Origin of the sequence: Rhodanobacter sp. FDAARGOS 1247 (genome assembly GCF_016889805.1) — a bacterium.
In the GTDB taxonomy this organism is placed as follows: domain Bacteria; phylum Pseudomonadota; class Gammaproteobacteria; order Xanthomonadales; family Rhodanobacteraceae; genus Rhodanobacter.
The window spans coordinates 948,380-974,437 of sequence record NZ_CP069535.1 but is presented as its reverse complement, the minus strand read 5'-3'; the positions used below and the strand labels follow the sequence as shown (position 1 = coordinate 974,437).

Here is a 26,058-nt window from a genome sequence, read left to right as displayed (position 1 = left end):
TCTTGCGTGGCCAAGAGAAAAGTAACCAAAAGAGAAGGCCACCCCGCTTGGCGCTTGTTGGGCATCCTGCCCAACAAGTCCGTGAGCCGGGGCCGGGCTTTTCGACAGGGCATCCTGCCCTGGCGAAAAGGAGCCGACATCCCTGTCGGCTCCCGCTGCGCGGCCTGTCGACCCCGGCTCACCGCCGCACAAGGGACCCCGGTAAAGCAGCGGGCCATCGTGGCCCGCACTCGATGATGGAGCTGAAAGGCAAGGGCAAAAACCAGAGCAAAAGCTCCGGGTTGCCGCCGCTCTGCTCTTGATCCGGCTCTTCTGAAGAGTGCGGGCCACGATGGCCCGCTGCTCTACCCGGGGCCCCTCTGCAGCGGCGAGGCGGGGTCGACAGGCCGCGTAGCGGGCATCGGCATGGATGCCGATGCCTTTTCGCCAGCACAGGGATGTGCTGTCGAAAAGCCCGGCCCCGGCTCGCGGACTTTCCGGGCAGGATGCCCGGAAAGCGCGGAAGCGGGGTGGCCTCTCTTTGGGCCACGTTTCTCTGGCCACACAGAGAAAGGTAGCTCGGCTGCCATAGGCAGACGAAAGCTTTTCGCTCTGATGCACAAGGGCAGGTAAAAGCATCACCCACAACAGCAAATGCAACCTTCGCTGGCATGGCGAGTGGGCTGGAGGTCGCCGGCACAACAGCCCGCAAACGGCGAAAAGCTCAGCGCAGCGCCCACGCGGCGATGATTCGATGGATCTCGTCCAGCCCATCGAACAGCGCCGCCGGTCCCGGCTGCAGGATGATCGGCGACTTGATCTCGTGGAGGTCACCGTGGCGCACCGCGGGGATCGCGTCCCAGCCCGGTCGCGCCGCGACCTTCCCGGGGCGGAAGCGCTTGCCGCACCAGGAACCCAGGATGATGTCCGGCGCGCGCCGCACCACCTCGTCGCCGTTCGGCAGGATGCGCTGCTTGGCCAGCGGTTCGCGGGCCAGTTCGGGGAAACAGTCGTCGCCGCCGGCGATGCCGATGATCTCGGCGACCCAGCGGATGCCGGTGATGATCGGCTCGTCCCATTCCTCGAAATACACTTTCGGCCGCCGCGGCAGTCGCGCCACGGCGGCGCGGATGTCGGCAATGTGCCGCTCGGCGCGTTGCGCGTACGCCTCGGCCTTTTCATGCGCGCCGACCATCGCGCCCAGCCGCCGGATGTAGGCGAGGATGCCGTCGACGCTGCGATGGTTGCTGACCCACACCTCCACACCGCACTTGATCAGCTCGCGCGCGATGTCGGCCTGGATGTCGGAGAAGCCGATCGCCAGATCGGGTTCCAGCTTCAGGATTTCGCCGATCTTCGCGCTGGTGAACGCGGAGACCTTCGGCTTCTCCTTGCGCGCGCGCGGCGGCCGCACGGTGAAGCCGGAGATGCCGACGATGCGGTGCTCTTCGCCCAGTGCGTACAGCACCTCGGTCGGCTCCTCGGTGAGGCAGACGATGCGCCGGGGGAAGTGGTCGACCACGCGGTGATCCATCCGCTCAATGACCCAGCACGGTCACGGTGACCTTGCGCTGGTGCGGGTCGAGGCGGTGTTCCCACAGGTAGATGCCCTGCCAGGTGCCCAGCTGCAGCTTGCCGCCGTGCACCGGCACGACCAGGCTGACCCCGGTGAGGATCGAGCGGACATGCGCCGGCATGTCGTCGGGCCCCTCCGCGTCATGTTCGAAGAGCGGGTCGCCGTCGGGCACCGCGCGGGCGAACCAGCGCTCCAGGTCGCGGCCCACCGCCGGGTCGGCGTTCTCGCCGAGCAGCAAGGAGCAACTGGTGTGGGCAGTGAAGACATGGGCCATGCCGAGCTGGACATGGCTGGCCCCCAGCGCATCCGCCACCTGCGCGGTGATGTCGCTGAAACCGCGCCCGCGGGTATGCACGATGAAGCCACCCTGCGCCACGTGCTGCGCGGGCAGCGGACGGATCACGGGTACAGCATCCGGCTGGTCCAGGTCTGGCCGTGGCGATCCCAGCGCACCCGCTCGTGCAGGCGGAACTCGGCGCCGTACCAGAACTCCAGCATGTCCGGTTCGACCACGAAGCCGCCCCAGTGCGGCGGCCGGCTCACCTCGCGACCGTCGAACTGCTGCTCGTAGCGCGCCACGCGCTGCTCGAAGGTATCGCGATCGGGCAGGGTCTGCGATTGCAGCGAAGCCCAGGCGCCGATCTGGCTGCCCCGCGGGCGGCTGGCGAAATAGGCATCGGACTCCTCGTCCTGCAGCTTGCGGGCGGCGCCCTCGACGCGGACCTGCACGCCGTCGCGCAATTGCTTCCAGTGGAAGCACAGCGCCACCTGCGGGTGGGCATCCAGCTGGCTGCCCTTGTCGCTCTGGTAGTTGGTGTAGAAGCGGAAGCCACGCTCGTCGGCGCCTTTGAGCAGCACGATGCGCGAGGCGACCCGGCCGGAAGCGTCGACGGTGGAAAGGTTCATCGCCGTCGGCTCGCGGTCGCCGCTGGCCCTGGCTTCGTCCAGCAGGCGCAGGAAGGTGTCCAGAATCTCGGGTTTGAGCATGATGTCGAAACTTTCCTTTTGCATCGTGGCCGACACGCGCCATCATGGCGCGGATGAACCTGAGCGATGATAGTGCAATGTCCTGTTCCCCCAGTAGCTTTCCGGCCCGGCTGACGGCGCCATCCTGCCCTGCCCGGCGTGAAGCAGGCAGGGACGCGCCCGTTTGGGGGATACTGGGCGATCACCGCCTGCCTGTGGCGGAAGTGCCTCCGGGAACCAAGGTATCTTGCGGATGATGTCTCACGCCGACCTGCACAACGAAGCCCTCGCCGGCCATCTGCTCGACCAGTACGCAGGGCGCATCGCCCGCTCGCGCCGCCCCTACATCCTTGGCCTTTCCGGCCTCCAGGGCAGTGGCAAGAGCACGCTGGCGCGGGTGATGAAGATGCAGGCCGAGGCTCGCGGCTGGGCCACCGAGGTGCTGTCGCTGGACGACTTCTACTATGCCCGCAGCGAACGCGAGACGCTGGCGCGCGAAGTCCATCCGCTGCTGCGCACCCGCGGCGTGCCGGGCACCCACGAGATCGAACTGCTGATGTCGGTGCTGGCCGCCCTGCCGCATGCCTCGGAACGGTGGCCGGTGCTGCATCCGCGTTTCGACAAGGGCCGCGACACCCGCTTTCCGCCGTCACGCTGGCCGCGGATCACCCGGCCGCCGAAGCTGGTGATCGTGGAGGGCTGGGCACTGGGCATCCGTCCGCAGTTGCAGTCTGCGCTGGCCAAGCCGGTCAACGAGCTGGAGCGCCGCGAGGATCCCGACGGCAGCTGGCGGCACTGGGTCAACAAGCAGCTGCGCGGCTACCAGCCGCTGTGGCGCAAGTTCGATGCCCTGATCGTGCTGCAGGCGCCGGGCTGGGAAATCGTGCGGCGCTGGCGTGGCGAGCAGGAGCAGGATCTCTTGGCGCGCCACGCGCCCCTGGCGATGGACGCCGCGGCGATGGAGCGGTTCCTCGCCCACTTCGAACGACTGAGCCGGCACGCGCTGGCCACCCTGCCGGTGCTGTCCGATACCTGCGTGGAGTACGACGACGACCGCCACGTGACGGGGCTCAGTCACGGCTGAGGCGGGAATCGGGAATCGGGAATCGGGAATCGGGAATCGGGAATCGGGGAAGCATCGCACTGCCCCGACCCTGATTCCCGCACCGATCAATCCACCACGAAGTTGATCTTCATGTTGACGCGCCACTCGGTCACCGTGCCGTCGTCTCCGGTGACCACCTTGATCTCGTTGACCCAGGCGCCCTTGATGTTCTTCACCGACTCGGCGGCTTTCTTCAGGCCGTGCTGCACGGCGTCTTCGACGCCCTTGGCGGACGAGGCGTTGATTTCGATGACCTTGGCTACTGACATGACGTCACTCTCCCATGGAGTCCGTGCGAGCGGCACGATGCGCTTCCCCTGTTCGAAGCGCCAGTCTGGACTGCCGTTGTCGGAAGGGACAAGCCGCACTGCAAAATCACGTCACGTTGACGCCTCGACCTGCACGGCCGTGCCGTAGGCGAGCACCTCGGTCACGCCCTGGGCCACTTCGTTGGCGTCGTAGCGCATCGCCACCACACCATTGGCGCCCATCGCCGCGGCGTGCTGCAGCATCAGCTCGAACGCTTCCTCGCGGGCCTTCTCGCACAGCTCGGTATAGATCGAGATGTTGCCGCCGACGATGGTCTGCAGCGCCGCGCCGAGATTGCCCACCACGCTGCGCGAACGCACGGTGATGCCCCGCACGATGCCCAGCGAACGGACGATGCGGAAGCCGGGGATCTCGTTGGCGGTACTGACCTGATGGTGTGGAACGGTTCTGGCCATGATGATGCTCCGTGGAATCAGCTGTCGATCAGTGCAGCATAGCCTTCGCGCGAATCCGGCCACTGCGGGGCCCAGCCGCTGGCGCGCAGGCGGGCATTGCTCAGCCGCTTGCTGCCAACGCCCACCGGCGCGGCACCTTCGGGCGGCGGCGGGGCATCGATCAGCGCGGCCAGGAAATCGTACAACTCGTCCAGCGGCATCGGCGTGTCGTCGACGCCCAGGTACAGCGCTTGCGGCGCCTCCACCTGCAGCAGGTGGACGATGGCCGCGGCGGCATCGTCGACGTGGATGCGGTTGGCCCAGTGCGGCACTTCGCGGGGTACCCGCAGCTGTCCCGCGCGCAGCTTTTCCACCAGTTGCAGGCGCCCAGGCCCGTACAGGCCCGCCAGGCGCAGCACCACGCCGGGCACCGGCTGCTCAGCCAGCCACTGCTCGGCCTCGCGCAGCACCGCACCATTGAAGCCGAGCGGACCGACCGAGGTGGTTTCATCCACCCAGTCGCCATCGTGCTCACCGTACACCGCGCTGGATGACACGAACAGGCATCGCTGCAGGCGACTGCCGTCCAGCGCTTCCAGCAGATGACGCAGGCCGTCCACGAAAACCGCGCGATAGCTGGCCTTGTCCCGCCCATCCGGCGCCGGCAGATAGATTACGCGGGTGATGCCGTGGGGCAATGCGCCGAGGCTGGCGGGATCAGTCAGGTCACCGCCCAGCCAGTGGATGCCCGACGCGTCGCGCGCCGGTGGATGCCGCCGCAACGCCCAGACGTCGTCACCGCGCGCGCGCAGAAGCTGCGCCACGCGTTCGCCCAGGTCACCGCATCCGGCCAGCAGGATACGTTCGCTCACCACTACCCTCCCATGGATCTGTCGGGATGAATCGATCGGGCTGACTGGATCACGCCCGCGCTTGCACGCCGAGTATCGCAAATTGACGGCTGCGGGCGGGCCGGACCCGGCCGATCGGCCCTGCTAGCATTCGCTCATGAACCCGTCGCACAACCTTTTCATCATCGGACCGACCGGCGCCGGCAAGACCTCGATCGGACGACGGCTTGCCGCGCATTATGGCCTGACTTTCATCGATCTCGACCAGGAAATCGAGCGGCATTGCGGCGTCGACGTGAACACGGTTTTCGAGATCGAGGGCGAGGCGGGATTCCGCCAGCGCGAAAGCACGCTGCTGGAGGAAATCAGCGGCCAGCATGACCTGTTGCTGGCCACCGGCGCCGGCGCGGTGCTGGCCGAAAGCAATCGTCGATGCCTCGGCGGGCGCGGCTACGTGGTGTGGCTGCAGACCACCATCGCGCAGCAACTCGAACGGCTCGAACGCGACCATCGCCGTCCGTTGCTGGCGGTGCCCGACCGCCACGAGCGGCTGCAGGCGATGGCCCGGGTGCGTGAACCGCTCTACCGCGAACTGGCCGACCTGGCCGTTCCCGGCGAACATGGCAGCGTCGCCAGCGCCAGCGAACGCTGCATCGCGCTGATCGACCAGCACTGGCAACGTCCTTCCGCATTCCCCAGGCAGACCGCATGAACCCGGCAATCCAGCATCTCCACGTCGCGCTGGGCCAGCGCAGCTATCCGGTGTGGATCGGCGCCGGCCTGCTCGACGACCACGCGCGCTGGCGCGCGATGCTGCGCGGCCGGCACGCGCTGGTGATCAGCAACACCACGGTGGCGCCGCTGTACCTGCCGCGGATCGAAGCGGGGCTGGACGGCCTGCACTGGTCGTCCTTCCTGCTCGACGACGGCGAGGCGCACAAGACCTTCGCCAACGTCGGCCGCGCGCTGGAAGCGCTGGGCCAGCTCGGCGCCACCCGCGATGCCTGCGTGATCGCGCTGGGCGGCGGCGTGGTCGGCGACCTGGCCGGCTTCAGCGCCGCATGCTGGATGCGCGGCATCGACTTCATCCAGATGCCGACCACCTTGCTGGCGATGGTCGACTCCTCGGTCGGCGGCAAGACCGGCGTGAACCTGCCGGTCGGCAAGAACCTGGCTGGCGCCTTCCACCAGCCCCGCGCGGTGATCGCCGACATCGACACCCTGGCCACCCTGCCCGACCGCGAATACCGCGCCGGCCTGGCCGAGGTGATCAAGGGCGCGGCGATCGGCGACGAGCCGTTCTTCGCCTGGCTGGAGCAGCACGCCAATGCACTGGCCGCACGCGATCCCGCCACCGTGCAGGAGGCGATCGCGCGCAAGGTCGCCTACAAGGCCGGCGTGGTCGCCCGCGACGAAACCGAACAGGGCGAACGCGCCCTGCTCAACCTCGGCCACACCTTCGGCCATGCGCTGGAAACCGCCGGCCACTACACCACCTTGCTGCATGGCGAAGGCGTGGCGGTCGGCATGCTGCTGGCCGCCCGCTTGTCCGAACGGCTGGGCATGAGCGACACCCACGACACCCGCCGCATGCTGCGCCTGCTGGAAAAGCTCGGGCTGCCGGTGACGATTCCGCCCGGCATGGACCCTCAACAGCTGCTGGCGCTGATGCGGCTGGACAAGAAGAACAGCGCCGGCAGCCTGCGCCTGATCCTGTGGCGCGGCATCGGCCGGGCCGAGATCGTCGACGGCGTGGACGAAGCCGACGTCATGGCGATCCTGACCGAAGCCGCTTAGGGCAGACGCCGTCCGCCGCCGCGTGTGACGACATGCCCCGGCCATCCGGCGGGTCCCCGGGCGCAAATCCTATAAACTGTGCCGTCCGGCTACGCCCGTTCGTGTTGCACCCTGGAACCCATGCGCCTCTACCTGCAAACCGTGCCCGGCGCTGCCGAAGCACCCCGCTACGTCCAGATCACGCTGGAGCAGGACCTGCTCGGCGGCTGGACGCTGTATCGCGAGTCCGGCACCCAGGGCGGCCGCGCGACCATGAAACGCGAGCAGTTCCTGGAGCGCGACGAGGCAGTGAGCGCCTTCGAGAAAGCGCGCGACGCCCAGCTCAAGCGCGGTTTCCGCCTGATGTTTGCCCAAGGCCTCGAAGGCCCTTACGGACGTTGAAATGACCGAGTTGAAGAACGACCGTTTCCTGCGCGCACTGCGCCGGGAAGCCACCGACACCACGCCGATCTGGGTCATGCGCCAGGCGGGTCGCTACCTGCCCGAATACCGCGCCACCCGCGAGCGCGCCGGCAGCTTCATGGGCCTGGCGCAGAACCCCGAATACGCCTGCGAAGTCACCATGCAGCCGCTGGAACGCTTCGAGCTCGACGCGGCGATCCTGTTCTCCGACATCCTCACCATTCCCGATGCGATGGGCCTGGGCCTGTCGTTCGCCCAGGGCGAAGGCCCGCAGTTCGCGCGGCCGCTGCGCACGGCAGCCGACATCGCCAAGCTCGCCGTGCCCGACATGGACGGCGAACTGCGCTACGTGATGGATGCGCTGCGGCTGATCCGCCGGGAGCTGCACGGCCGCGTGCCGCTGATCGGCTTCTCCGGCAGTCCGTGGACGCTGGCCTGCTACATGGTCGAAGGCCACGGCTCGCGCGATTTCGCCACGCTGAAGGCGATGTGCTGGAACGAACCGCAGCTCGCGCACCAGCTGCTCGACACACTGGCCCGCTCCGTCGCCGCCTACCTGATCGCCCAGGCCGAGGCCGGCGCCCAGGCGCTGATGATCTTCGACACCTGGGGCGGCCTGCTCGGCCCCGCGCCGTTCCGCGAATTCTCGCTGCGCTACATGACGCGCATCGTGACTGCGCTGAAAGCCGACCCGGCCGCGCGCGAGCTGCCGGTGATCCTGTTCTCCAAGGGCGCCGGCATGCATCTGGCCGAGATGGCCGACAGCGGCTGCGCCGCGCTCGGCGTCGACTGGACGATGGATCTGGCCGACGCCCGCCGCGCCGTCGCCGGCAAGGTCGCCCTGCAGGGCAATCTCGATCCCGCGATCCTGCGCGCCAGCCCCGAGGTGATCCGCCGCGAGGCCCGCGCCGTGCTGGACAGCTACGGCAACCACCCCGGCCACGTGTTCAACCTCGGCCACGGCATCACGCCGGAGGTGAATCCGGAGCACGTGAAGGTGCTGGTCGATGAGGTGCACGCGTACGGGCGCACGCTGCGCTCCCACGCGTTGGATTGAAGTGATCGGCGAAGGCGAAGATGGCGTCGGCACGCCGATAGAAGCCAGCACGTCGCTTCACGGCGGTGCATTCCCGCCCAGCGTATTGATCGGCATCATCTCGGTCCTGGTCGTTCTGACCCTGGCGCTGCCGGTGTTGGCAATGCTGGCAGGCGGATACACATGGGCAGACGGTTCGTTCTACAAGTTCAAGGCGCATGCGGCAGCCATCATGGGCGCCAGACTATCCGGAGGAGTTCTCATCCTCGGCGTGTCCGGTCTGTTCGGCGGGTTGATATGGCCACGGTTGACGCTGTGGATTGGCACGGCAACGCGGTTGCGCGTCATCGCCTGGTATGGCGCCGTGATTGCGCTGGGGGTGATCTGCCGGGTCGAGACCGCCGCGCTGATGAAGGTCGTGCATGCGCGCGAGGATCGGGCCGTTCGCACACTCTACGAGAAGGTCAGGCCCGGCATGTCCGTTGCGTCGATACAAGCACTCGCCGCCATGCTCAACCGCGATATCGAAACCCGCTACGGCACCCTGGGCGATTACGACCGCGTCCTCGACGTGGAGCGCGCCCGATATTCCGAATGTGCCATCGAGCTTTCCGCGCCAGCACGCTACTCAGGGGTGCGGCTGGTGGCCGAAGTCAGCACATGCGGCGTTCATGGCGACGCCAACACCCGCGGATTCTTTCTGGTGGAGCGAAAACACCAGGTCGCCGCAAAGTAAGCCTGACTCGATGGAGCAGGCACCGTGCAAACGGAGAAGCCGGCTTGCTCGTGCCTGCTTTTGGCAGCCCAGCTCCCGCCCCGTACAATCACCGCTTTCCCCAAGACAAAGCGTGTGCCCTGCACGCGCCACCGAGCCCATCCCATGGAAAAGAGCTTCGAACCCGCCCAGATCGAGTCCACCTGGTATGCCCGCTGGGAAGCCAGCGGCGCGTTCAAGCCGTCGGGCCATGACGATCAAAATCGGGGCGAGCCGTACTGCATCCTGCTGCCGCCGCCGAACGTCACCGGCACTCTGCACATGGGCCATGCGTTCCAGCAGACGGTGATGGACATGCTGGTGCGCTACCAGCGCATGCGCGGGATGAACACGCTGTGGCAGGTCGGCACCGACCACGCCGGCATCGCCACCCAGAAGATCGTGGAGAACCAGCTGGCGGTCGAGCAGAAGACCCGCCATGACCTGGGCCGCGATGCGTTCGTCGAGCGGGTATGGAAGTGGAAGGAGGAATCCGGTTCCACCATCACCAACCAGATGCGCCGCATCGGCGCCGCCGCCGACTGGTCGCGCGAACGCTTCACCATGGACGAAGGCCTGTCGGCCGCCGTGCGCAAGGTGTTCATCGACTGGTATCGCGCGGGACTGATCTACCGCGGCAACCGGCTGGTGAACTGGGACCCGGTGCTGGGCACGGCGGTGTCGGACCTGGAAGTGAACAACGTCGAGCGCGATGGCCACATGTGGTCGATCCGCTACATGACCGCCGACGGCGCCGCCTCCCTCGTGGTCGCCACCACGCGTCCGGAAACCATGCTGGGCGACGTGGCCGTGGCGGTGCATCCGGAAGACGAGCGTTACGCGCACCTGATCGGCCAGCTGCTGCACCTGCCGCTGACCGGCCGGCAGATCCCGGTGATCGCCGACGACTACGTCGATCGCGAGTTCGGCACCGGCTGCGTGAAGATCACCCCGGCGCACGACTTCAACGACTACGCGATCGGCCAGCGCCACAAGCTGGCGCCGATCACCATCTTCACGCTGGATGCCAAGGTCAACGACAACGCCCCGGAGAAGTATCGGGGCATGGATCGCTACGACGCGCGCAAGGCCGTGCTGGCCGACCTCGAAGCGTCCGGTCTGCTGGTCGAAACCAAACCGCACAAGCTGCAGGTGCCGGTGAGCCAGCGTTCGGACGCGGTGATCGAGCCCATGCTGACCGACCAGTGGTTCGTCGACCTCACCTCGGATGTCCAGGCGGATGGACGTCCCGGCGGCCGCAAGGCGATCACCGAGCCGGCGCTGGATGCCGTGCGCTCGGGCGAGATCCGGTTCGTGCCGGAGAATTGGGCGACTACGTACACGCAGTGGCTGGACAACATCCAGGACTGGTGCATCAGCCGCCAGCTGTGGTGGGGCCACCGCATCCCGGCGTGGTACGACGAGGCCGGCAACATCTTCGTGGGCGAGGACGAGGCCGACGCGCGCGCCAGCGCCGCCAACGCGCCGGTCGGCGCGCTGCGCCAGGACGACGACGTGCTGGACACCTGGTTCTCCTCCGCGCTGTGGCCGTTCTCCACGCTCGGCTGGCCGGCGAACGGGCCGGTGAAGAACGAGCGCGGCGAAGTCGTCGCCAACTGGGAGCAGGACAAGATCTTCCTGCCCAGCGCCGTGCTGGTCACCGGCTTCGACATCATCTTCTTTTGGGTCGCCCGCATGGTGATGGCGACCAAATATTTCACCGGCCAGATCCCGTTCCGCGAGGTCTACATCAACGCGATCGTGCGTGATGCGGAGGGCCAGAAGATGTCCAAGTCCAAGGGCAACACGCTGGACCCGCTGGACCTGATCGACGGCATCGCGCTGGAACCGCTGGTGGAGAAGTCCACGAAGTCGCTGCTGATCCCGCAGGTGCGCGCCAAGGTCGAGAAGCGCATCCGCAAGGACTACCCCGACGGCATCCCCGCGATCGGCACCGACGCGCTGCGCTTCACCTTCGCTGCGCTGGCCAGCTACAGCCGCACGATCAACTTCGACATCAAGCGCGCCGAGGGCTACAAGGCGTTCTGCAACAAGTTGTGGAACGCGGCGCGGTTCGTGTTGATGAACGGCGGGGAAGCGGGGAACGGGGAACAGGGAACGGGGAGCGCGCCGGCGACCGAAGCCGAGCGCTGGATTCTGACCCGGCTTGGGCAGACGCTGGCGGAGGTGGAGCAGCATTTCGTCAGCTACCGTTTCGACCACCTGGCGCAGGCCTTGTACGAGTTCGTGTGGAACGAGTATTGCGACTGGTTCCTGGAGTTGTCGAAGCCGGCGCTCAATGGCGACGATGCGGTCGCGGCAGCATCGACCCGCCGCACGCTGCTGGTGGTGCTCGAAAGCGTGCTGCGCGCGCTGCATCCGGTGATCCCCTTCATCACCGAGGAGATCTGGGCATCGGTGGGGCCGAAACTTGGCCTGACCGAAGAAGGCCTGATGCATCGGCCGTGGCCGAATGCCTCGGACATCGTCGCCGACGAGGCAGCCACCGCCGAGATCGAGTGGTTCAAGAACGTGCTGTCCGGCATCCGCAAGATCCGCTCGGAAATGAACATCTCGCCGGCCAAGGTCATCCCGCTGCTGTTCGCCGATGGCGATGCGGGCGATCGCGCGCGGGTGGCCAAGTTCGCCGCGCAGATCAGCTTCCTGGCCCGCACCGAAGCGCCGCAGTGGATCGAAGCCGGCGCCGACGAACCGGCGGCGGCCGCGGCCGTGGTCGGCACGCTGCGGGTGATGATCCCGCTGGCCGGGCTGATCGACGTGGCCGCGGAAAAGGCCCGCCTGACCAAGGAGATCGCCCGCATCGAGGTCGAGATCAAGAAGTGCGAAGGCAAGCTCGGCAATGCCAGCTTCGTCGCCAACGCGCCGGCCGAGGTGGTGGCGCAGGAGCGCCAGCGCATCGCCGACTGGAACACCACGCTGGGGGCGTTGCGCGAGCAGGCGGGGAAGCTGCAGAAATGAGTCGCCAGGGAGAGCGGCGGCGGCGCTGACGGATCGGAGAAGCAGGCTTGGTGCCCGCCCTACGCGACTTCACGCATCTGGCGGACGTGCCCTCGTCTATTTCTCAATATCGTCCTTGACGATATTGAGCGCCATCACGATCGCGTCCTCGCGCCCGTCGCGGGCCGGGTAATAGCGCGGGCGCCGGCCGATCTCGCTGAAGCCCACCGACTCGTACAGCGCCTTCGCCAGCGGATTGGACGGCCGCACTTCCAGGAAGACCCGCTCGGCACCGTTCCAGCGGGCGATGTCCAGCAGCCGACCCAGCAGGTGCCGACCCAGTCCGCGGCCGCGCCAGTCCGGGCCGATGCAGAGGTTCAGCACGTGCGCCTCGCCGGCGCCCATCGACAGGATGCCGTAGCCGGCAATCACCCCGTCCACGCACAGCACCCAGCATGGGTGACCGGCCTTGACGCAGTCGCCGAAGATGCCCGGCGACCAGGGGAATTCGTAGGAGGCCTGTTCCAGCGCACTGACCGTGTCCAGGTCGTCCAGGCGCATGCCGCGCACCTGGATCGCCGGCTTGATCACCGCCACCACGATCAGTGCTCCGCCATGGCCAGCGCGCGGCGCACGCTGCGCAGCGCATTCCACAGCCGGCGCTTCGCGTCGGCACGAGCCAGCACCAGGGCTGGTTCGTCCGCCAGCACGATCTGCGCGCGATTCATCACCGCGGCGGGCAGCGCCCGTCCCAGCGCATGCGCCTGCGCCTCGCCGAATACCAGATAGGCCTGCGCCTCGGGTACGTCGGCAGCGAGTTGCCCGTCGCTGACGACCAGGCGCGCGGCGCGACCCAATATGGCGCCGCAGGTATTCAGCGCGCGCCCGATCAGGTCCAGCTCGCGCGTGTCGCAGCCCTGGGGCAGGATCACCACGCACGCCACCGGACCGGCCGGGGAAACCGCCTGCGCCGCTTCGGACATCGGCACGGCTGCCGCAGGCATCGCCTTGCGCACCCAGGGTGTCACGCCCAGCGCCCGCAGCACGCGGTCGCGGTGACCGGCGTCGACCGGCATTTGCGCCGCGGTACTCATGCCGCGTTGCGCCTTGCGCGTCGGCGATGCGTGGCCAACCCCCAGATCGTCCACACCGGGCCCGACAGCAAGTAGATCGTGAAGCCGGCAAACAGCACGCGCGCCGTGTCCAGGATCAGCAGGGCAATCAGCAGCACGGCAGCCACCATCCAGGCGAACGGCACCAGCTGGTGCTTGCCCATCGGCAGCGACTTGAAGCTGAAATAGCGGAACCGGCTGACCATCAGCAGGCCGACCACGATCGCGATCACCGGCGTGACAAAACAGAAATCGCTGCCGGCCAGGCCGAACTTGTCCACGCTCCACACGAAGGACATGCACACCGCTGCCGCCGCCGGGCTGGCCAGGCCCTGGAAATAGCGCTTGTCGGCCACGCCCACCTGGGTATTGAAACGGGCCAGCCGCAGCGCGGCGCAGGCGGCGTACACGAACGCCGCGGCCCAGCCCAGCTTGCCCCACAGCGGGCCAAACTCGCGCAGCGCCGACAGCGACCACGTATACATCACCAGCGAAGGCGCCAATCCGAAGCTGACCAGGTCGGACAGCGAGTCGTACTGCACGCCAAACTCGGTCTGGGTGCCGGTCATCCGCGCGACGCGGCCGTCCAGGCCGTCCAGCAGCGCGGCGACGAACACGGCGACGGCGGCCTCGGTGTAACGACCGCCGATGCTGGCGATGATCGCGTAGAAACCCGCGAACATCGCCCCGGTGGTGAACAGGTTCGGCAGCAGGTAAATACCCCGGTGGCGGGGTGGCCGGACGGGCGAAAGCTCGCTCATGAATCAGGACCGTGACAGGATGCGCGCAGTGTAAACCATCGGGTGCTTGAGTCCGGACCGGTGGAGTGTTAACAAGGTAAACCTGATTATTCCCTGGAAATGGAGAACACCATGCGTCGTTCGCTGATTGCCGTGGCGCTGTTGCTGCTGGCACCACTGGCCACCGCTCAGGTCTACAAATGGACCGATGCCAGCGGCACCGTGCATTACTCCGAAGCGCCACCGGCGCAGGGCACCAAATTCGAAAGGGTGACCACCACCGGCACCGCGCAGCCGCTGGCTCCGCCACCGACCAGCGAAACGGCCGGTGCGCGCGAAGCCCCGGCGCAGCCCGCCCAGCCGGTGGCGGATACCCCGGAAAACCGGGCCAACCTGTGCGCCACGCTGAAATCCAACATCGGCGCACTGCAGGGCGGCGGCCCGGTGGTGATGCAGCAGAACGGCAAGTCGGTGGCGCTGGACGATGCCCAGCGCAAGCAGCAGGTCGCCTCGGCCCAGGCGCAGTACGACCAGTTCTGCCAGCAGGCCCGCTGAGCCGTGGTCGGCCCGGCGCCGCGAATCGGCGGCCGGGCCGGCATGACGCCTCGGGCGTGACTGGCGGCCGGCCGCTACACTAGGCGTTTCCACCACGCCGGAACCACCCGTCATGCGCCTCAGCCAATTCCATCTGGCCACCGTCAAGGAAGTCCCTGCCGACGCCGAAATCGCCAGCCACCAGCTGATGCTGCGCGCCGGCATGATCCGCAAGCTCGCCTCCGGCCTGTACACCTGGAGCCCGCTGGGTCTGCGCATACTGCGCAAGGTCGAGCGCATCGTGCGCGAGGAAATGGATCGCGCCGGGGCGCTGGAATTGCTGATGCCGACCATCCAGCCCCGCGAGCTGTGGGAAGAAACCGGCCGCTGGGCGAAGTTCGGTCCGCAGTTGCTGAAGATCCGGGATCGCAAGGAGCAGGAATTCTGCTACGCGCCCACCGCCGAGGAAGTGATCACCGATTACGCCCGCAACGAGCTGAAAAGCTACAAGCAGCTGCCGGTGAACTTCTACCAGATCCAGACCAAGTTCCGCGACGAGATCCGCCCCCGTTTCGGCGTGATGCGCGCCCGCGAATTCCTGATGAAGGACGCCTACTCCTTCCACCTTACCCAGGAGTCGCTGGCCGAAACCTACGCGGCGATGTACCAGGCGTATTCGCGCGTGTTCACTCGCCTCGGCCTGACCTTCCGCGCGGTGCAGGCCGATACCGGCGCGATCGGCGGCAACGCCAGCCATGAATTCCAGGTGCTGGCCGATTCGGGCGAGGATGCCATCGCGTTTTCCGACGGCTCCGATTACGCGGCCAACCTGGAGAAGGCCGAGGCGCTGGCGCCCGCCGCCGCGCGCCCTGCTGCCGCGGCCACGCTGCAGCGCGTGGACACGCCCACCCAGAAGACCATCGACGACGTCTCCGCCTTCCTCAAGGTCAGCCCGCGGCAATGCGTGAAGACCTTGCTGGTGCGCGGTCGCGACGGGCTGGTCGCGCTGTGCCTGCGCGGCGATCACGAGATCAACGAGGTCAAGGCCGGCAAGCTGGCCGAGCTGCCCGATGAGTCCGTGCTGGCCAGCGAGGAGGAAATCCTCGCCGCCACCGGTACGCGCCCCGGCTTCATCGGCCCGGTCGGCCTGCCCGAATCCATCCCCGTCATCGTCGATCGCGACGCCGCCGTGCTCGCCGACTTCGTCTGCGGCGGCAATGCCGATCGCACGCATTACAGCGGCGCCAACTGGGAACGCGATGCCCGCATCACCCGCATCGCCGACCTGCGCAACGTGGTCGAGGGCGACCTGTCGCCCGACGGTCATGGCGTGCTGCACATCGCCCGCGGCATCGAGGTCGGCCACGTGTTCCAGCTGGGCACGAAATACGCCGAGGCGCTGGACGCCAGCGTGGTCGATGAAACCGGCAAGCTGCAGGTGATGACCATGGGCTGCTACGGCATCGGCGTCAGCCGCATCGTCGCCGCGGCGATCGAGCAGCGTCATGACGACGCCGGCATCGTCTGGCCCGAGGCGATGGCGCCGTGGCGCGTCGCCGTCTGCGTGATCAACCCGAAGCATTCGCCCGCCGTCAGCGCGGCCGCCGAAGCGCTGTACCAGGCGCTGGGCGAACGCGGCATCGAGGCCGTGCTCGACGATCGTGGCGTGCGCGCCGGCAGCATGTTTGCCGACATGGAGCTGATCGGCATTCCGCATCGGGTGGTCGTCAGCGAGCGCGGGCTGGCAGCCGGCACGCTGGAATATCGCGGCCGCGAGGACAGCGAAAGCCGTTCGCTGAGCGAAGACGAACTGTTTGCCCTGCTCGCCTGACCACGGCACTGGTGTACCGACCGGAACGGCCGCCTTGTGCGGCCGTTTCCTTGTGCGCAACGGTGAAACGGGTCGCAAATCGCTTATTGGAGTGCGGCGCGATTAACCGGTTAATGTGAAGAACGTTTCACAAACCCGCGCGCTTTACAAGGATTCGGCGAATAAGCGAGAATAAGAATTGCAACAATTTCAAGTCACGCCGATGCATTCCCCATAATGCCTTCGGCACATAACCAGATCATTATTCACAAGCTCAACCGGGAGTCACTCATGGCCGTCGATATCAAGAACCTCAATCACAACCAGCTGAATGACCTCATCTCCAAGGCGCAGGTCCGCCAGAACGAGCTGCGCAAGGAAAAGGTGGTCAAGCTGCGCGAGAAAGTGCACGCGCTGATCAAGGCCGAGGGTTATGCCTTCGAGGACATTTTCGGCAGCACCCGCGGCAAGGCCAAGCGCAGCACCGGCACGGTGGCCCCGAAGTATCGCAACCCGGCCAATCCGGCGCAGACCTGGTCCGGCCGTGGCAAGCGTCCGCACTGGTTCAACGACGCGCTGAAGGCCGGCAAGAAGGAAAAGGATCTGGCGATCTGATCGCCGGTTTCATCGGGTAATGAAAAACGCCGGCCTTGGGTCGGCGTTTTTTTGTGCTGAACAATGCGGTGTCGATTCACCACGCGAGGCATATCCGCGGTCCCTCCCTGCAACGCAGGGGGAAGTCAGGGGGGCTCTTGATCTTGGCGGGTCAGATCAAGAGCTACCCCACCTCAATCCTCCCCTGCTAGCAGGGGAGGAGGCAAAGGTGCCGTGCGGGTTTGTCTTCGGGGATGGTCGCAGGCATTTCGATGTTTGCGACTTCGATCACCTTTTGATTTACAGGGAGCGTCTTGGCGAGATCAGGAGGTCGCCGAACATCAGTCCCGCCACCAGCGATACCAGCAGGGTGATCAGCAGCAGGCCGGTGTCGAGGCTCAGCGTGGTATCGCGCTCCATCAGGAACGACACGCTGCGGAAGCCCACGCTGCCGGGTACCAGCAACAGGATGCCGGGCTCGCGGATGACCGCGCCTGGCCGCTGCGCGTAACGGGCGTAGACGTTCGCCATCGCGCCCAGCAGCAGGCCACCCAGGAATACGCCCACCGGCGCGCCGGACAGCGAGCTGGAGATCTGGCCGCCCCAGCGCGTGGCCAGGTAGCCGACCACCACCGCCACGATCACCACCGGCCAGTCGCGTTTGGCCGCCCGGAACAGGATCGCGAAGGCGATCGCCGCCACCAGCAGGGCCGGGTAATCGGTCCACGTCGGCAGCGCCGGCAAGGCGAAGTCGCGCGCCTTGATGCCGAACGCGGCGCACAACTGGGTCGCCGCGATGGTGCCGAAGGTGAGCTTGAGCAGGGTCGACATCGCGCCGCCCATGCGCGCCATGCCGGAGACCAGGTGCTGGCTGGAGATCTCGCGCACCGCGGTGGTCAGCGACATGCCCGGCACCAGGATGATCAGGCTGGCCAGCACCACCGATTTGATCGCCAGCGGCACCACGAAGGCGCTCACCACGATCGCCACCGTGGTCGCCACCAGGGCGCAGATGGCGTCGCTGGCCACCGCCAGTTGCGGCCGGCTGCCGGCCAGCAAGGTGATGCAGCCGATGATCACGCCGATCACCGCCGCCACCACCAGGTCGACCCAGGAACTGTGCAGGAACAGCGCCGCGATGCTGGCCGCCGACAGGCCGTAACTGACGATCGAGCCGATCTTCTCGCGCCGCGTGTCCGGCCGCCCCAGCTCGCGCATCAGGCGAAAGCCCTCGCGCAGGTCCAGCTCGCCGGCGATCGCCCGATCGGCGATGTCGTCGGCCCGGCACAGCCGCTCCAGGTTCACCTCGCCCGGCGCCAGCCGCATCACCTGGGTGGTCTGCGCCACGCCTTCCTCGCCACCCTGGGCCAGGTCGGAGAAGGAAATGATGATGGCGGTGGGACTGGACCACACGTCGGCGGACAGCCCAAGGCGCTGCGCCACCCCGGCCACGGCCATTTCCAGCCGCGGCGCGGTGGTGCCGTACTGGTGCAGCCGCCGCGCCAGTTCCAGCGCGAACGCAATGCGCGTGGTGATGGCCGTGGTGGCGAACTGCTGCTGGCTGATGACGTCGCCCGCGCTCATGCCGTCGCGCGTACCTGCAAGGTGGTGCCGTCGACCGCCACCACTTCCACCACCGCGCCTGCCGGCAGGTCAGGGCCGCTGACCAGCCACTGGCCGTCGCCGACCCGGGCCTTGCCGCGACCGTTGACGATCGGCTCGATCAGCGGATAACGCTGGCCGATCAGTTGCTCCGCGCGCCGGTTGAGCCGTTCGCCACCGGACACTCGACGCTCCAGCCGCGGCCGCAGCCAGCGCGCGTAGCTGACGCAGAAGGCGAACGCCAGCAGCCCGAACAGGATCGCCTGGGCCAGCAGGCCCAGCGTCGGATCGCCCCACAGCACCACGCCCATCGCGGCAGCCGCCAGGCCGATCCACAACAGGAAATAGCCCGGCAACAGCAGCTCGCCCGCGATCAGCAGCAGCGCCAGGATCCACCACAGGTAATGCGTCGACAGTTCCCACATGGTCGTGCCCTCAGCGCAGCGGCGGCTGGACGACGGTGGGCTTCTGCTGCTGGCCCAGCGATTCCTTCGCCAGCTCGGCGATGCCGGCCAGCGAGCCCAGGATGCCGGTGGCCTCGATCGGCAGCAGCAGCATCTTCTGGTTCGGCGACTTGGCCATTTCCTTCAGCGCGTCGACGTAGTTGTTGGCGACGAAATAATTCAGCGCATTGACGTTGCCGTTGGCGATCGACTCGGACACCATCGAGGTGGCCTTGGCCTCGGCCTCGGCCGAACGCTCGCGCGCCTCGGCGGCCCGGAAGGCGGCCTCCTTCTCGCCTTCGGCGGCCAGGATCACCGACTGCTTCTCGCCTTCGGCCTTGAGGATCGCGGCCTGGCGGAAACCTTCGGCATCGAGGATGTTGGCGCGCTTCTCGCGCTCGGCCTTCATCTGCCGCGCCATCGCGTCGACCAGGTCGCGGGGCGGCGAGATGTCCTTGATCTCGATGCGGTTGACCTTGACGCCCCACGGATGGGTCGCCTCGTCGACCACGCCCAGCAGCTTGGCGTTGATCGCGTCGCGCTGGCTCAGCGATTCGTCCAGGTCCATCGAGCCCAGCACGGTGCGGATGTTGGTCATGATCAGCGCCAGCGCGGCGCCTTCCAGGTTGGCCACTTCATACGCGGCCTTGGACGCGTCCAGCACCTGGTAGAACACCACGCCGTCGACGCGCACCACCGCGTTGTCCTTGGTGATGACGTCCTGCGACGGCACGTCCAGCACCTGCTCCATCATGTTGATCTTGCGCCCGACCGCCTGATAGATCGGGATCAGGAAATGCAGCCCGGGACTCAGCGTGCGGGTGTACTTGCCGAACGTTTCCACCGTCCACTCGAAGCCCTGCGGCACGATGCGCACCAGCTTGGCGACGCCGATGATGACGACGACCACGATGACCAGCGCAAGCAGCTGTCCGATTCCCATTGCCCACCCCTTGTCCCTGAAGAAGGCTTGAGTATAGGCGAGCGGATGCTTATCGGGACTGCGGCAGGCGCAGGCTCACCCGCAGGCCGCCGCCCTCGCGGTTGGCCAGCAGCACGCGGCCGCCGTGCGCTTCGGCGATCTCGCGGGCCAGCGCCAGGCCCAGGCCGGTGCCGGAGCGCTTGGTCGAGTAGAACGGCAGCAGTGCCTGGGCCAGCACCGTCTCGCTCATGCCGGGGCCGCGGTCGGCCACCTCGATGCGCAGCTCGTTGCCGACTTCCAGCAGGGACAGCGTGACTTCGTCTTCCGGGCCGCCGGACTCGTGCGCGTTCTTGATCAGGTTGATCAGCACCTGTTCGATCTGCACCGCGTCGAAATGCCCGGGTTGCTCGGGCACGGCGGTGGCCAGGCGGTACTGGCAATGCAGCGCCAGGCCATCCAGGAATGGCTGCCACACCACGCTCACCGGTTGCGGCGTGGGCAGCTTGGCGAAGCTGGCGTAGCCGGCGATGAAACGATGCAGGTGCAGCGCGCGTTCGCCGATGGTGGCGAACACGCCGGGCAGCCGGTCGAGCTGGCCGCGCCGGGCCAGTTCCGCCCCGGAGTGCGACAGCGAGGTGATCGGCGCCAGCGAATTGTTGAGCTCGTGGCTGATCACCCGGATCACCCGTTTCCACGTCGCCACCTCCTGCCGCGACAATTCGCGCGTCATGCGCCGGAACAGATGCAGCCGATGCGGGCGCCCCTGCAGACGAAACGCACGCTGCGACAGGTGGAAGATTTCCTCGCTGCCTTCCATCTCCACGCTGAGCAGGGCGTCCTCGCCGGTCTCCACGGCCTTGCGCAGGGCCTCCGGGGCATCCACCAGCAACGCGGCGAAATCCAGTCCGTGCAGGCTGCGGCCTTCGTTGAACAGATGCCGCGAGGCGATGTTGGCGTAGGCGACGCGACCGGACGAATCGGTCAGCACCAGGGCCACCGGGGTGTTCTGCACCACCGTGTCCAGCAGCAACTCGCGCTGCACCAGATGCTGGCGCTGTTCGCGCAGGGTCTGTCCCAGCGCGTTGTGCATGCGGATCAGCTCACCCAGTTCGTCGCGCCGATTGATCGCGATGGAGAAGCTGAAATCGCCATCGCGGTAGCTGGCCACCGCGCCTTCCAGCGCACGCAACAGGCGGCTGACCGGCGCCATCACCTGACCGGCGAGCCAGAACGCCAGTGGCAACAGCACCAGCGCGCTGGCCAGCAGGCCGCCATAGATGCCCAACTGCATCGGCGCACGGATGGACAGGGCCAGGTCCTTGCGCATCCACACCAGCAGTTGCGGCAGCGGCCACTGGGTCACGCCCGCGTAGATCGCCGCGCCGGCGAAGGCGGCTACCGCCAGCAGCAGGGTCAGCCGACCGCGCAGCGAGTTCAGGCGACGCCACATCGGCCGTTCTCCTTGCGGGGAAAGCGCCCGATCAATGACACCTGGCGTCGTGGGGAGTCATCGCGCAGTCCAGCGGCGGGCGTCCGCCCAGCCAGGCGCGCTCGGTGCCGAGCACCGCATCGCGATCCATCGGCCGCGGCGGCGCCTTGTTCCACGCCTCGCCCTCGCGACCGTCGCTGAAGCGGAACGGGCTGCTGTTGCCGTCGCCCGGCACCGCCAGCGAGCCGGCTCGATAGTCCGACGAACTGCTGCTGGGCGCAGGCAGCAGGCTGAGGTCGCTGCGCAGCGCGGGTGGCGTCTGCGCCATCGCCGTCCCGCCGATCAGCGCGGCCGACAAGAAAATGATCAGGCGATATCGCATGACGCTCCCCCCACTGGATACCGATCGCCATCTTTCTACGCCTCATGGTCAAGAGCAAGCATGCCGATCACAGAACAACGCTCGGAGTCGGTGAAGAAAACCACTTCCCGTGGTTTTCTTCCATCGCGAGTCCGCTCAGGCCGTGGTCGCCAGGCCGTAGCGCTCCATGCGCCGGTACAGCGCCTGGCGCGACAGGCCCAGGTTCTGCGCGGCCCGACTGACCACGCCGCCGGCCTTGTGCAGGGCCGCCTCCACCGTCTCGCGGCTGGGCTCGTCGAGATTGCGCGCCGCGGCGCCGGCCACGTGCTGCGGCAGGTTGAGCAGCTCCGGCGTGATCACGTTGCCACCGGCCAGCAGGGCGGCGCGCTCGATCGCGTTTTTCAGTTCGCGCACGTTGCCCGGCCACGGATAGCCCAGCAAGGCGTCACGCGCCGCCTCGCCCAGTTCGGCGCGGCCGTCCAGGAAGAATTCGGCCAGCGGCAGGATGTCGTCGTTGCGCTCGGCCAGCGGCGGCAGGTTCACCTCGATCACGTTGAGCCGGTAGTACAGATCCTCGCGGAACGTGCCGGCCTGGATCATCGCCTTGAGATCGGCGTTGGTCGCCGACAGCACGCGCACCTTCGCCTGCCGCGTCTTGCCCGAGCCGAGCCGCTCGAACTGGCCGGTCTCCAGCACGCGCAGCAGTTTCATCTGGCCCGGCAGCGGCAGGTTGCCGATCTCGTCGAGGAACAGGGTGCCGCCATCGGCCAGTTCGAAACGCCCTTCGCGCGCCTTGTTGGCGCCGGTGTATGCGCCGGCCTCGGCACCGAACAGCTCGGCCTCGATCAGCTCGCCCGGCAACGCACCGCAGTTCACCGCCACGAACGGGCCGCGCTTCACCGCCGAGTTCGCATGCATGATCGCCGCGATGCGCTCCTTGCCGGTGCCGTTCGGACCGGTGATCAGCACCGACACGTCCGAACGCGCCACCTGGCAGGCCAGGTCCAGCGTGCGGGCCATCGCCTCGGAGGCGAACACCAGGCTGTCCAGGTCGTATTTCTTCTGCAGCATCTCGCGTCGCTGGCGCCGCTCGCGGCGGCCCCGGTTCACCTCGCGGGTGGACTCGGACAGTTCCAGCAGGTTTTCCACCGTGGCCAGCAGCTTGTTGTCGTCCCACGGCTTGGCCAGGTAGTCGGCGGCGCCGGCCTTGACCAGTTCCACCGCGGTTTCCAGGTGCGTCCACGCGGTCAGCAGGATCACCGGCAAGTCGGAATGCTGCTCGCGAATCGCCCGGAACAGCTCCACGCCCTCCTCGCCCGAGGTGGTGTCGGCGGTGAAGTTCATGTCCTGGATCACCACGTCGACCGCTTCGCGCTGCAGCAGCGCCAGCCCCTCGTCCGGGGTCAGCGCCACCAGCGCGCGGATCTCGTGCAACGACAACGCCAGCGACAGCGCCTCGCCCACGGCCGGGTTGTCGTCGATGATCAGTACGGTACGTGTCATCTTTTTTCTGCACATGCGGACATGGATGCCGCTCCAGCGATAAAGGTTGCCATGACCATGGTCATGCGTACACCCGGGACCGGTTATTCATGCTGAGCGCGTCGCCACCACCGGCGGCACCGCGGCGGCGCGACGCGCAGGCGCCAGCACCGCCAGCTGGCCCAGCACCAGCATCAGCGCGGCGCCGAACGGCAGGTAGATCCACGGCAGGCGCGACAACTCGTAGTGGCGCATCAGCCACAGGTTCACCGCATAGGCCAGCAGCATGCCGAGCACGATGCCGGCACCCACCACCAGCAGGTTCTCGATCTGCACGTGGCGCAGGATGTCGACGCGGCGCGCGCCCAGTGCGCGCCGGATGCCGATCTGCCGCGTGCGCTGCTGCACCCAGTAGCCGGTCAGCCCCATGATGCCCACCAGGGCCACGATCAGCACCACCAGGCTGACCCCGGACAGCAGCCACACCGCCGCCTTCGACTTGGCCAGCATGTGCGCGCGCATGTCGGCGTACATCTGGTAGGTCGGCTCGAAGCCCTGGATCATCTCCACGCCCAGCTCGCGCGTGATGGTGGCCTTGACGGCCTGGCGCACGCGCCCGGCATCGCCTTCCGCCCCCGCCCGCACGGCGAACACCGGCATCGGCCACTGCCCGGGCACGCCGGGGAAAAGCATGCTGTAGTCGATGTTGCTGCGGTTGTCCTGCTCCAGCTTGTTGCGCATCAGGTGCTCGACCACGCCGACCACGGTGCGCCGCGCCGCATCCGCGTCCCGGCCGATCCGGACCACCTTGCCCAGGGCATGGCCGTCGGGGAACAGGCGATCGGCCAACGCTCGCGTGATGATGGCCGGGCCGCTCTGGTTGATGCCCACGTCCTGGTAGTCGATGCCTTGCTCCGCAGCGCTGAAATCGCGCCCGGCAACCAGCCGCAGATCCAGCGCCTCGCGCAGGTGATCGCCGATGTAGACCGCTGCATCGGCCTGGATGCCGGTCCCCTCGCCGATCACGTCACCGTTCATCTGGGCACTGGTCTCCATCGGCAGCGAACCGGCCAGGCCCACCGCGGCGACTCCGGGTATGGCACGCAGCGACGCCTGCACCTCGCGCAGCCGGCTCGGCGGCCACGGCTTGCCGCGAGAGGCGATGTTCCACGCCACGACCAGCTTCTCCGGCTGGCCGATGCCGTCCGGCGCCAGGATCGGCACCAGCCGCTGCTGCAGCAAGAACAGCGCATTGCAGGCGATCGCACAGGCCAGCGCCACCTGCAGCAGCACCAGCAGCGGCATCAGGCGATGACGAAAGAGCGGTTGGATGATGTGTCGCATGATGATCGCGTTCCCCTAGGAGCGTGGGCGGTAGAAACCAAGTGAGCGAGGCAAAGTGGTTTTTGAGTCAGATTTTTCGATCGTTTGAGGCGAATAGCCGTAGCTATTCAACGAAAAGGAGCGGAAAAGCTGGCCAAAACCACGCAGCCGCAGCCGCTTGTGTTTCTACCGCCCACGCTCCTAGCCCAGCTTGATCTGCATGGCCGGCGGCTGGCGGCACACGCGCCAGGCCGGCAGGATGCCCACCACCAGGCCGACGACCAGCGACAACAGCAGCAGCGCGGCGAATGCCGAAACACTGAAGTGCGCCGCGTCGGCATAGGCCACCGGTTGCATGCGCACGATCCACAACCCCAGCCAGGTCAGCGGCAGGGCCAGCGCGCCGCCGATCAGGCCGAGCACGCCGGTCTCGACCAGGTGTTGCGCGAACACGTTGCGCCGCGACGCGCCCAGCGCACGGCGAATCGTCACGTCCGCCTGCCGGCGCAGGAAGCGCGCCGCCAGCAGGCCGGCCACGTTGACCAGGCACAGCAGCAGGAAGGCGCCGGCCAGCGCCAGGTTGAGGCCGACGTCGTCGGGCACCACGTGGTTCATGCTCATCCACGACGGCACGCCGTACAGCGCGGCCTGCGGCGGATACACGAAACGCCCGGCCGCATGCTGCGCATCCGCGTAGCCCGCGACGAACCGGGCATACGCAGCCACCGTCGCCGGCGTATCCAGCGCCGCCCACACTTCCAGCCAGCGGCACTTGTCCACCTCGGCCGACTGGAAGCTGACGACCGCCGCGCCCTTGCCGCATTCCCCCGCGGTCAGCGGCCCCACGCCCGCGGCCAGCGCCGCCTGCGCCGGCACGAAGAACTGTTCCGGCTGGCCCAGCACGTTGCCCTGGTTGCGCTGCACGTCGAGGAACTGCGTGCGCGGCTTCCACGGCGCGCTGACCCCGACCACGCGGAAACTGCCGCTGCCCAGCGACACGCTGCGGCCCACCGCGTCCTCCGTGCCGAACAGCTTTTGCGCCAGAGCGCTGTCGATCACCACCACCGGTGCCTGGGCCGCCTGCTCCTCGGCGGTCCATGACCGGCCGTGCCGCAGCGGCACGCCGAACATGGCCAGCACCGGGCCATGGGCCAGCAGCCCCTGCACCTGGTCGGACTGCTTGCCGTCGGGGCGACCGACCAGCGTATAGCTCTGCGCCAGCGCCACCTGCTGGCGCGCCCGCTGCGCATCGACCAGCGCCTTCGCATCCGTCAGGTTCAGATAGGCATCCGGCTTGTCGTAATCGTTGTTGTTGGCGTCGACCGCCTCGCGGGCATCCATCGTCACCACGTGCAGGTACGGACTGATGCCCGGCAACGGTTCGCCGGACAGCGCGCCGAAGATGGTCAGCGCCGTCATGCACGAGGCGATCCCGATCGCCATGGTCAGGACCAGCAGCAGGACCATCGACGGACCCTGCCGGCAACGCCGCCAGGCCAGGTCAAGGTAGTAGCGGAACATCAGCCGATCCTCCGCATGCAAGGCGCTTTTCGTGGCATCGCCATCGTGAATCCGTCC

At 67.5% G+C, this 26,058-nt stretch carries 27 protein-coding genes; 10 read left to right on the top strand and 17 right to left on the bottom strand.

The annotated features are described in order from the left end of the window. Positions 1–703 precede the first annotated feature (703 nt). From I6J77_RS04210 to pdxH, 3 genes are read right to left on the bottom strand one after another with little or no spacing between them, the layout of a single operon-like run. On the bottom strand, positions 704–1,513 hold the full coding sequence (locus I6J77_RS04210) for a cobalamin-binding protein (RefSeq protein WP_204110689.1): 810 nt from the start codon (positions 1,511–1,513) through the stop codon (positions 704–706). A 4-nt stretch (positions 1,514–1,517) separates the two neighbouring features. Then, entirely contained in the window at positions 1,518–1,958 is a 441-nt protein-coding gene (locus I6J77_RS04205) for a secondary thiamine-phosphate synthase enzyme YjbQ (protein WP_204110688.1), read from the bottom strand. Then, a complete protein-coding gene (gene pdxH / locus I6J77_RS04200; RefSeq protein WP_204110687.1) occupies positions 1,955–2,542 on the bottom strand; it encodes a pyridoxamine 5'-phosphate oxidase in 588 nt (195 codons plus the stop codon). The genes I6J77_RS04205 and pdxH overlap by 4 nt, the downstream gene beginning before the upstream one ends. 232 nt (positions 2,543–2,774) lie before the next feature. Between pdxH and I6J77_RS04195 the strand changes: the two genes are divergently transcribed. Next, positions 2,775–3,605: a kinase gene (locus I6J77_RS04195; protein WP_204110686.1), complete on the top strand. Its 831-nt coding sequence runs from the start codon at positions 2,775–2,777 to the stop codon at positions 3,603–3,605. Positions 3,606–3,691: 86 nt separating this feature from the next. On the opposite strand, the gene I6J77_RS04190 is transcribed toward I6J77_RS04195, so the two are convergent. The 3 genes from I6J77_RS04190 to I6J77_RS04180 form a co-directional block, all read right to left on the bottom strand. Further along, positions 3,692–3,895 carry a dodecin family protein gene (locus tag I6J77_RS04190; RefSeq protein WP_056717530.1) on the bottom strand — a complete coding sequence of 68 codons (204 nt, stop codon included), beginning with the start codon at positions 3,893–3,895 and terminating at the stop codon, positions 3,692–3,694. Between the two features lie 111 nt (positions 3,896–4,006). After that, the gene (locus I6J77_RS04185; RefSeq protein ID WP_056717529.1) at positions 4,007–4,351 is read right to left on the bottom strand and encodes a YbjQ family protein; all 345 of its coding nucleotides are present in this window, start codon (positions 4,349–4,351) and stop codon (positions 4,007–4,009) included. Positions 4,352–4,368: 17 nt separating this feature from the next. Next, on the bottom strand, positions 4,369–5,202 hold the full coding sequence (locus tag I6J77_RS04180) for an SDR family oxidoreductase (RefSeq protein ID WP_204110685.1): 834 nt from the start codon (positions 5,200–5,202) through the stop codon (positions 4,369–4,371). Positions 5,203–5,338: 136 nt separating this feature from the next. On the opposite strand from I6J77_RS04180, the gene I6J77_RS04175 reads away from it, so the two are divergent. The 6 genes from I6J77_RS04175 to I6J77_RS04150 all read left to right on the top strand — a co-directional run bounded on the left by I6J77_RS04175 (position 5,339) and on the right by I6J77_RS04150 (position 12,149). After that, on the top strand, positions 5,339–5,893 hold the full coding sequence (locus tag I6J77_RS04175; RefSeq protein ID WP_056717528.1) for a shikimate kinase: 555 nt from the start codon (positions 5,339–5,341) through the stop codon (positions 5,891–5,893). Continuing rightward, positions 5,890–6,978, top strand: a complete 1,089-nt coding sequence (gene aroB, locus I6J77_RS04170; protein WP_204110684.1) for a 3-dehydroquinate synthase — start codon at positions 5,890–5,892, stop codon at positions 6,976–6,978. Before I6J77_RS04175 ends, aroB begins: the two co-directional genes overlap by 4 nt. 120 nt (positions 6,979–7,098) lie before the next feature. After that, the gene (locus tag I6J77_RS04165) at positions 7,099–7,359 is read left to right on the top strand and encodes a WGR domain-containing protein (RefSeq protein ID WP_007810035.1); all 261 of its coding nucleotides are present in this window, start codon (positions 7,099–7,101) and stop codon (positions 7,357–7,359) included. A 1-nt stretch (position 7,360) separates the two neighbouring features. After that, on the top strand, positions 7,361–8,437 hold the full coding sequence (gene hemE / locus I6J77_RS04160; protein WP_204110683.1) for a uroporphyrinogen decarboxylase: 1,077 nt from the start codon (positions 7,361–7,363) through the stop codon (positions 8,435–8,437). Between the two features lies 1 nt (position 8,438). Next, positions 8,439–9,152, top strand: coding sequence for a hypothetical protein (locus I6J77_RS04155; RefSeq protein ID WP_204110682.1), 714 nt, complete (start codon positions 8,439–8,441; stop codon positions 9,150–9,152). Between the two features lie 144 nt (positions 9,153–9,296). Further along, the gene (locus tag I6J77_RS04150) at positions 9,297–12,149 is read left to right on the top strand and encodes a valine--tRNA ligase (RefSeq protein WP_204110681.1); all 2,853 of its coding nucleotides are present in this window, start codon (positions 9,297–9,299) and stop codon (positions 12,147–12,149) included. 96 nt (positions 12,150–12,245) lie between these two features. Here I6J77_RS04150 and rimI read toward each other — a convergent pair whose 3' ends face one another. Genes rimI through I6J77_RS04135 form a run of 3 tightly spaced genes read right to left on the bottom strand, consistent with a single transcriptional unit; the run spans position 12,246 to position 14,001 of the window. Next, complete coding sequence (gene rimI, locus I6J77_RS04145; protein ID WP_040673594.1) at positions 12,246–12,728, bottom strand: ribosomal protein S18-alanine N-acetyltransferase; 483 nt, start codon at positions 12,726–12,728, stop codon at positions 12,246–12,248. Between the two features lie 2 nt (positions 12,729–12,730). After that, positions 12,731–13,222 carry a hypothetical protein gene (locus I6J77_RS04140; RefSeq protein WP_204110680.1) on the bottom strand — a complete coding sequence of 164 codons (492 nt, stop codon included), beginning with the start codon at positions 13,220–13,222 and terminating at the stop codon, positions 12,731–12,733. Beyond that, positions 13,219–14,001: a phosphatidylcholine/phosphatidylserine synthase gene (locus I6J77_RS04135; protein ID WP_056764032.1), complete on the bottom strand. Its 783-nt coding sequence runs from the start codon at positions 13,999–14,001 to the stop codon at positions 13,219–13,221. The genes I6J77_RS04140 and I6J77_RS04135 overlap by 4 nt, the downstream gene beginning before the upstream one ends. 111 nt (positions 14,002–14,112) lie before the next feature. On the opposite strand from I6J77_RS04135, the gene I6J77_RS04130 reads away from it, so the two are divergent. The 3 genes from I6J77_RS04130 (at position 14,113) to I6J77_RS04120 (ending at position 16,939) form a co-directional block, all read left to right on the top strand. Next, complete coding sequence (locus tag I6J77_RS04130; protein WP_239309189.1) at positions 14,113–14,535, top strand: DUF4124 domain-containing protein; 423 nt, start codon at positions 14,113–14,115, stop codon at positions 14,533–14,535. Positions 14,536–14,647: 112 nt separating this feature from the next. Continuing rightward, the gene (locus I6J77_RS04125; RefSeq protein ID WP_204110678.1) at positions 14,648–16,345 is read left to right on the top strand and encodes a proline--tRNA ligase; all 1,698 of its coding nucleotides are present in this window, start codon (positions 14,648–14,650) and stop codon (positions 16,343–16,345) included. A 270-nt stretch (positions 16,346–16,615) separates the two neighbouring features. After that, positions 16,616–16,939, top strand: a complete 324-nt coding sequence (locus tag I6J77_RS04120; protein ID WP_056717518.1) for an H-NS family nucleoid-associated regulatory protein — start codon at positions 16,616–16,618, stop codon at positions 16,937–16,939. A 279-nt stretch (positions 16,940–17,218) separates the two neighbouring features. Here I6J77_RS04120 and I6J77_RS04115 read toward each other — a convergent pair whose 3' ends face one another. The 8 genes from I6J77_RS04115 to I6J77_RS04080 form a co-directional block, all read right to left on the bottom strand. Beyond that, positions 17,219–18,502, bottom strand: coding sequence for a threonine/serine exporter ThrE family protein (locus I6J77_RS04115; protein WP_204110677.1), 1,284 nt, complete (start codon positions 18,500–18,502; stop codon positions 17,219–17,221). After that, complete coding sequence (locus tag I6J77_RS04110) at positions 18,499–18,945, bottom strand: NfeD family protein (protein ID WP_204110676.1); 447 nt, start codon at positions 18,943–18,945, stop codon at positions 18,499–18,501. Before I6J77_RS04110 ends, I6J77_RS04115 begins: the two co-directional genes overlap by 4 nt. Positions 18,946–18,955: 10 nt before the next feature. Continuing rightward, the gene (locus I6J77_RS04105) at positions 18,956–19,906 is read right to left on the bottom strand and encodes an SPFH domain-containing protein (protein ID WP_204110675.1); all 951 of its coding nucleotides are present in this window, start codon (positions 19,904–19,906) and stop codon (positions 18,956–18,958) included. A 49-nt stretch (positions 19,907–19,955) separates the two neighbouring features. Then, positions 19,956–21,335 carry a PAS domain-containing sensor histidine kinase gene (locus I6J77_RS04100; protein ID WP_204110674.1) on the bottom strand — a complete coding sequence of 460 codons (1,380 nt, stop codon included), beginning with the start codon at positions 21,333–21,335 and terminating at the stop codon, positions 19,956–19,958. A 31-nt stretch (positions 21,336–21,366) separates the two neighbouring features. Further along, positions 21,367–21,696, bottom strand: coding sequence for a hypothetical protein (locus I6J77_RS04095; protein WP_204110673.1), 330 nt, complete (start codon positions 21,694–21,696; stop codon positions 21,367–21,369). Between the two features lie 135 nt (positions 21,697–21,831). Then, the gene (locus I6J77_RS04090; protein WP_204110672.1) at positions 21,832–23,178 is read right to left on the bottom strand and encodes a sigma-54 dependent transcriptional regulator; all 1,347 of its coding nucleotides are present in this window, start codon (positions 23,176–23,178) and stop codon (positions 21,832–21,834) included. 87 nt (positions 23,179–23,265) lie between these two features. Continuing rightward, a complete protein-coding gene (locus I6J77_RS04085; RefSeq protein WP_204110671.1) occupies positions 23,266–24,501 on the bottom strand; it encodes an ABC transporter permease in 1,236 nt (411 codons plus the stop codon). A 180-nt stretch (positions 24,502–24,681) separates the two neighbouring features. Beyond that, positions 24,682–26,001 carry an ABC transporter permease gene (locus I6J77_RS04080; protein WP_204110670.1) on the bottom strand — a complete coding sequence of 440 codons (1,320 nt, stop codon included), beginning with the start codon at positions 25,999–26,001 and terminating at the stop codon, positions 24,682–24,684. Positions 26,002–26,058: the final 57 nt, after the last annotated feature.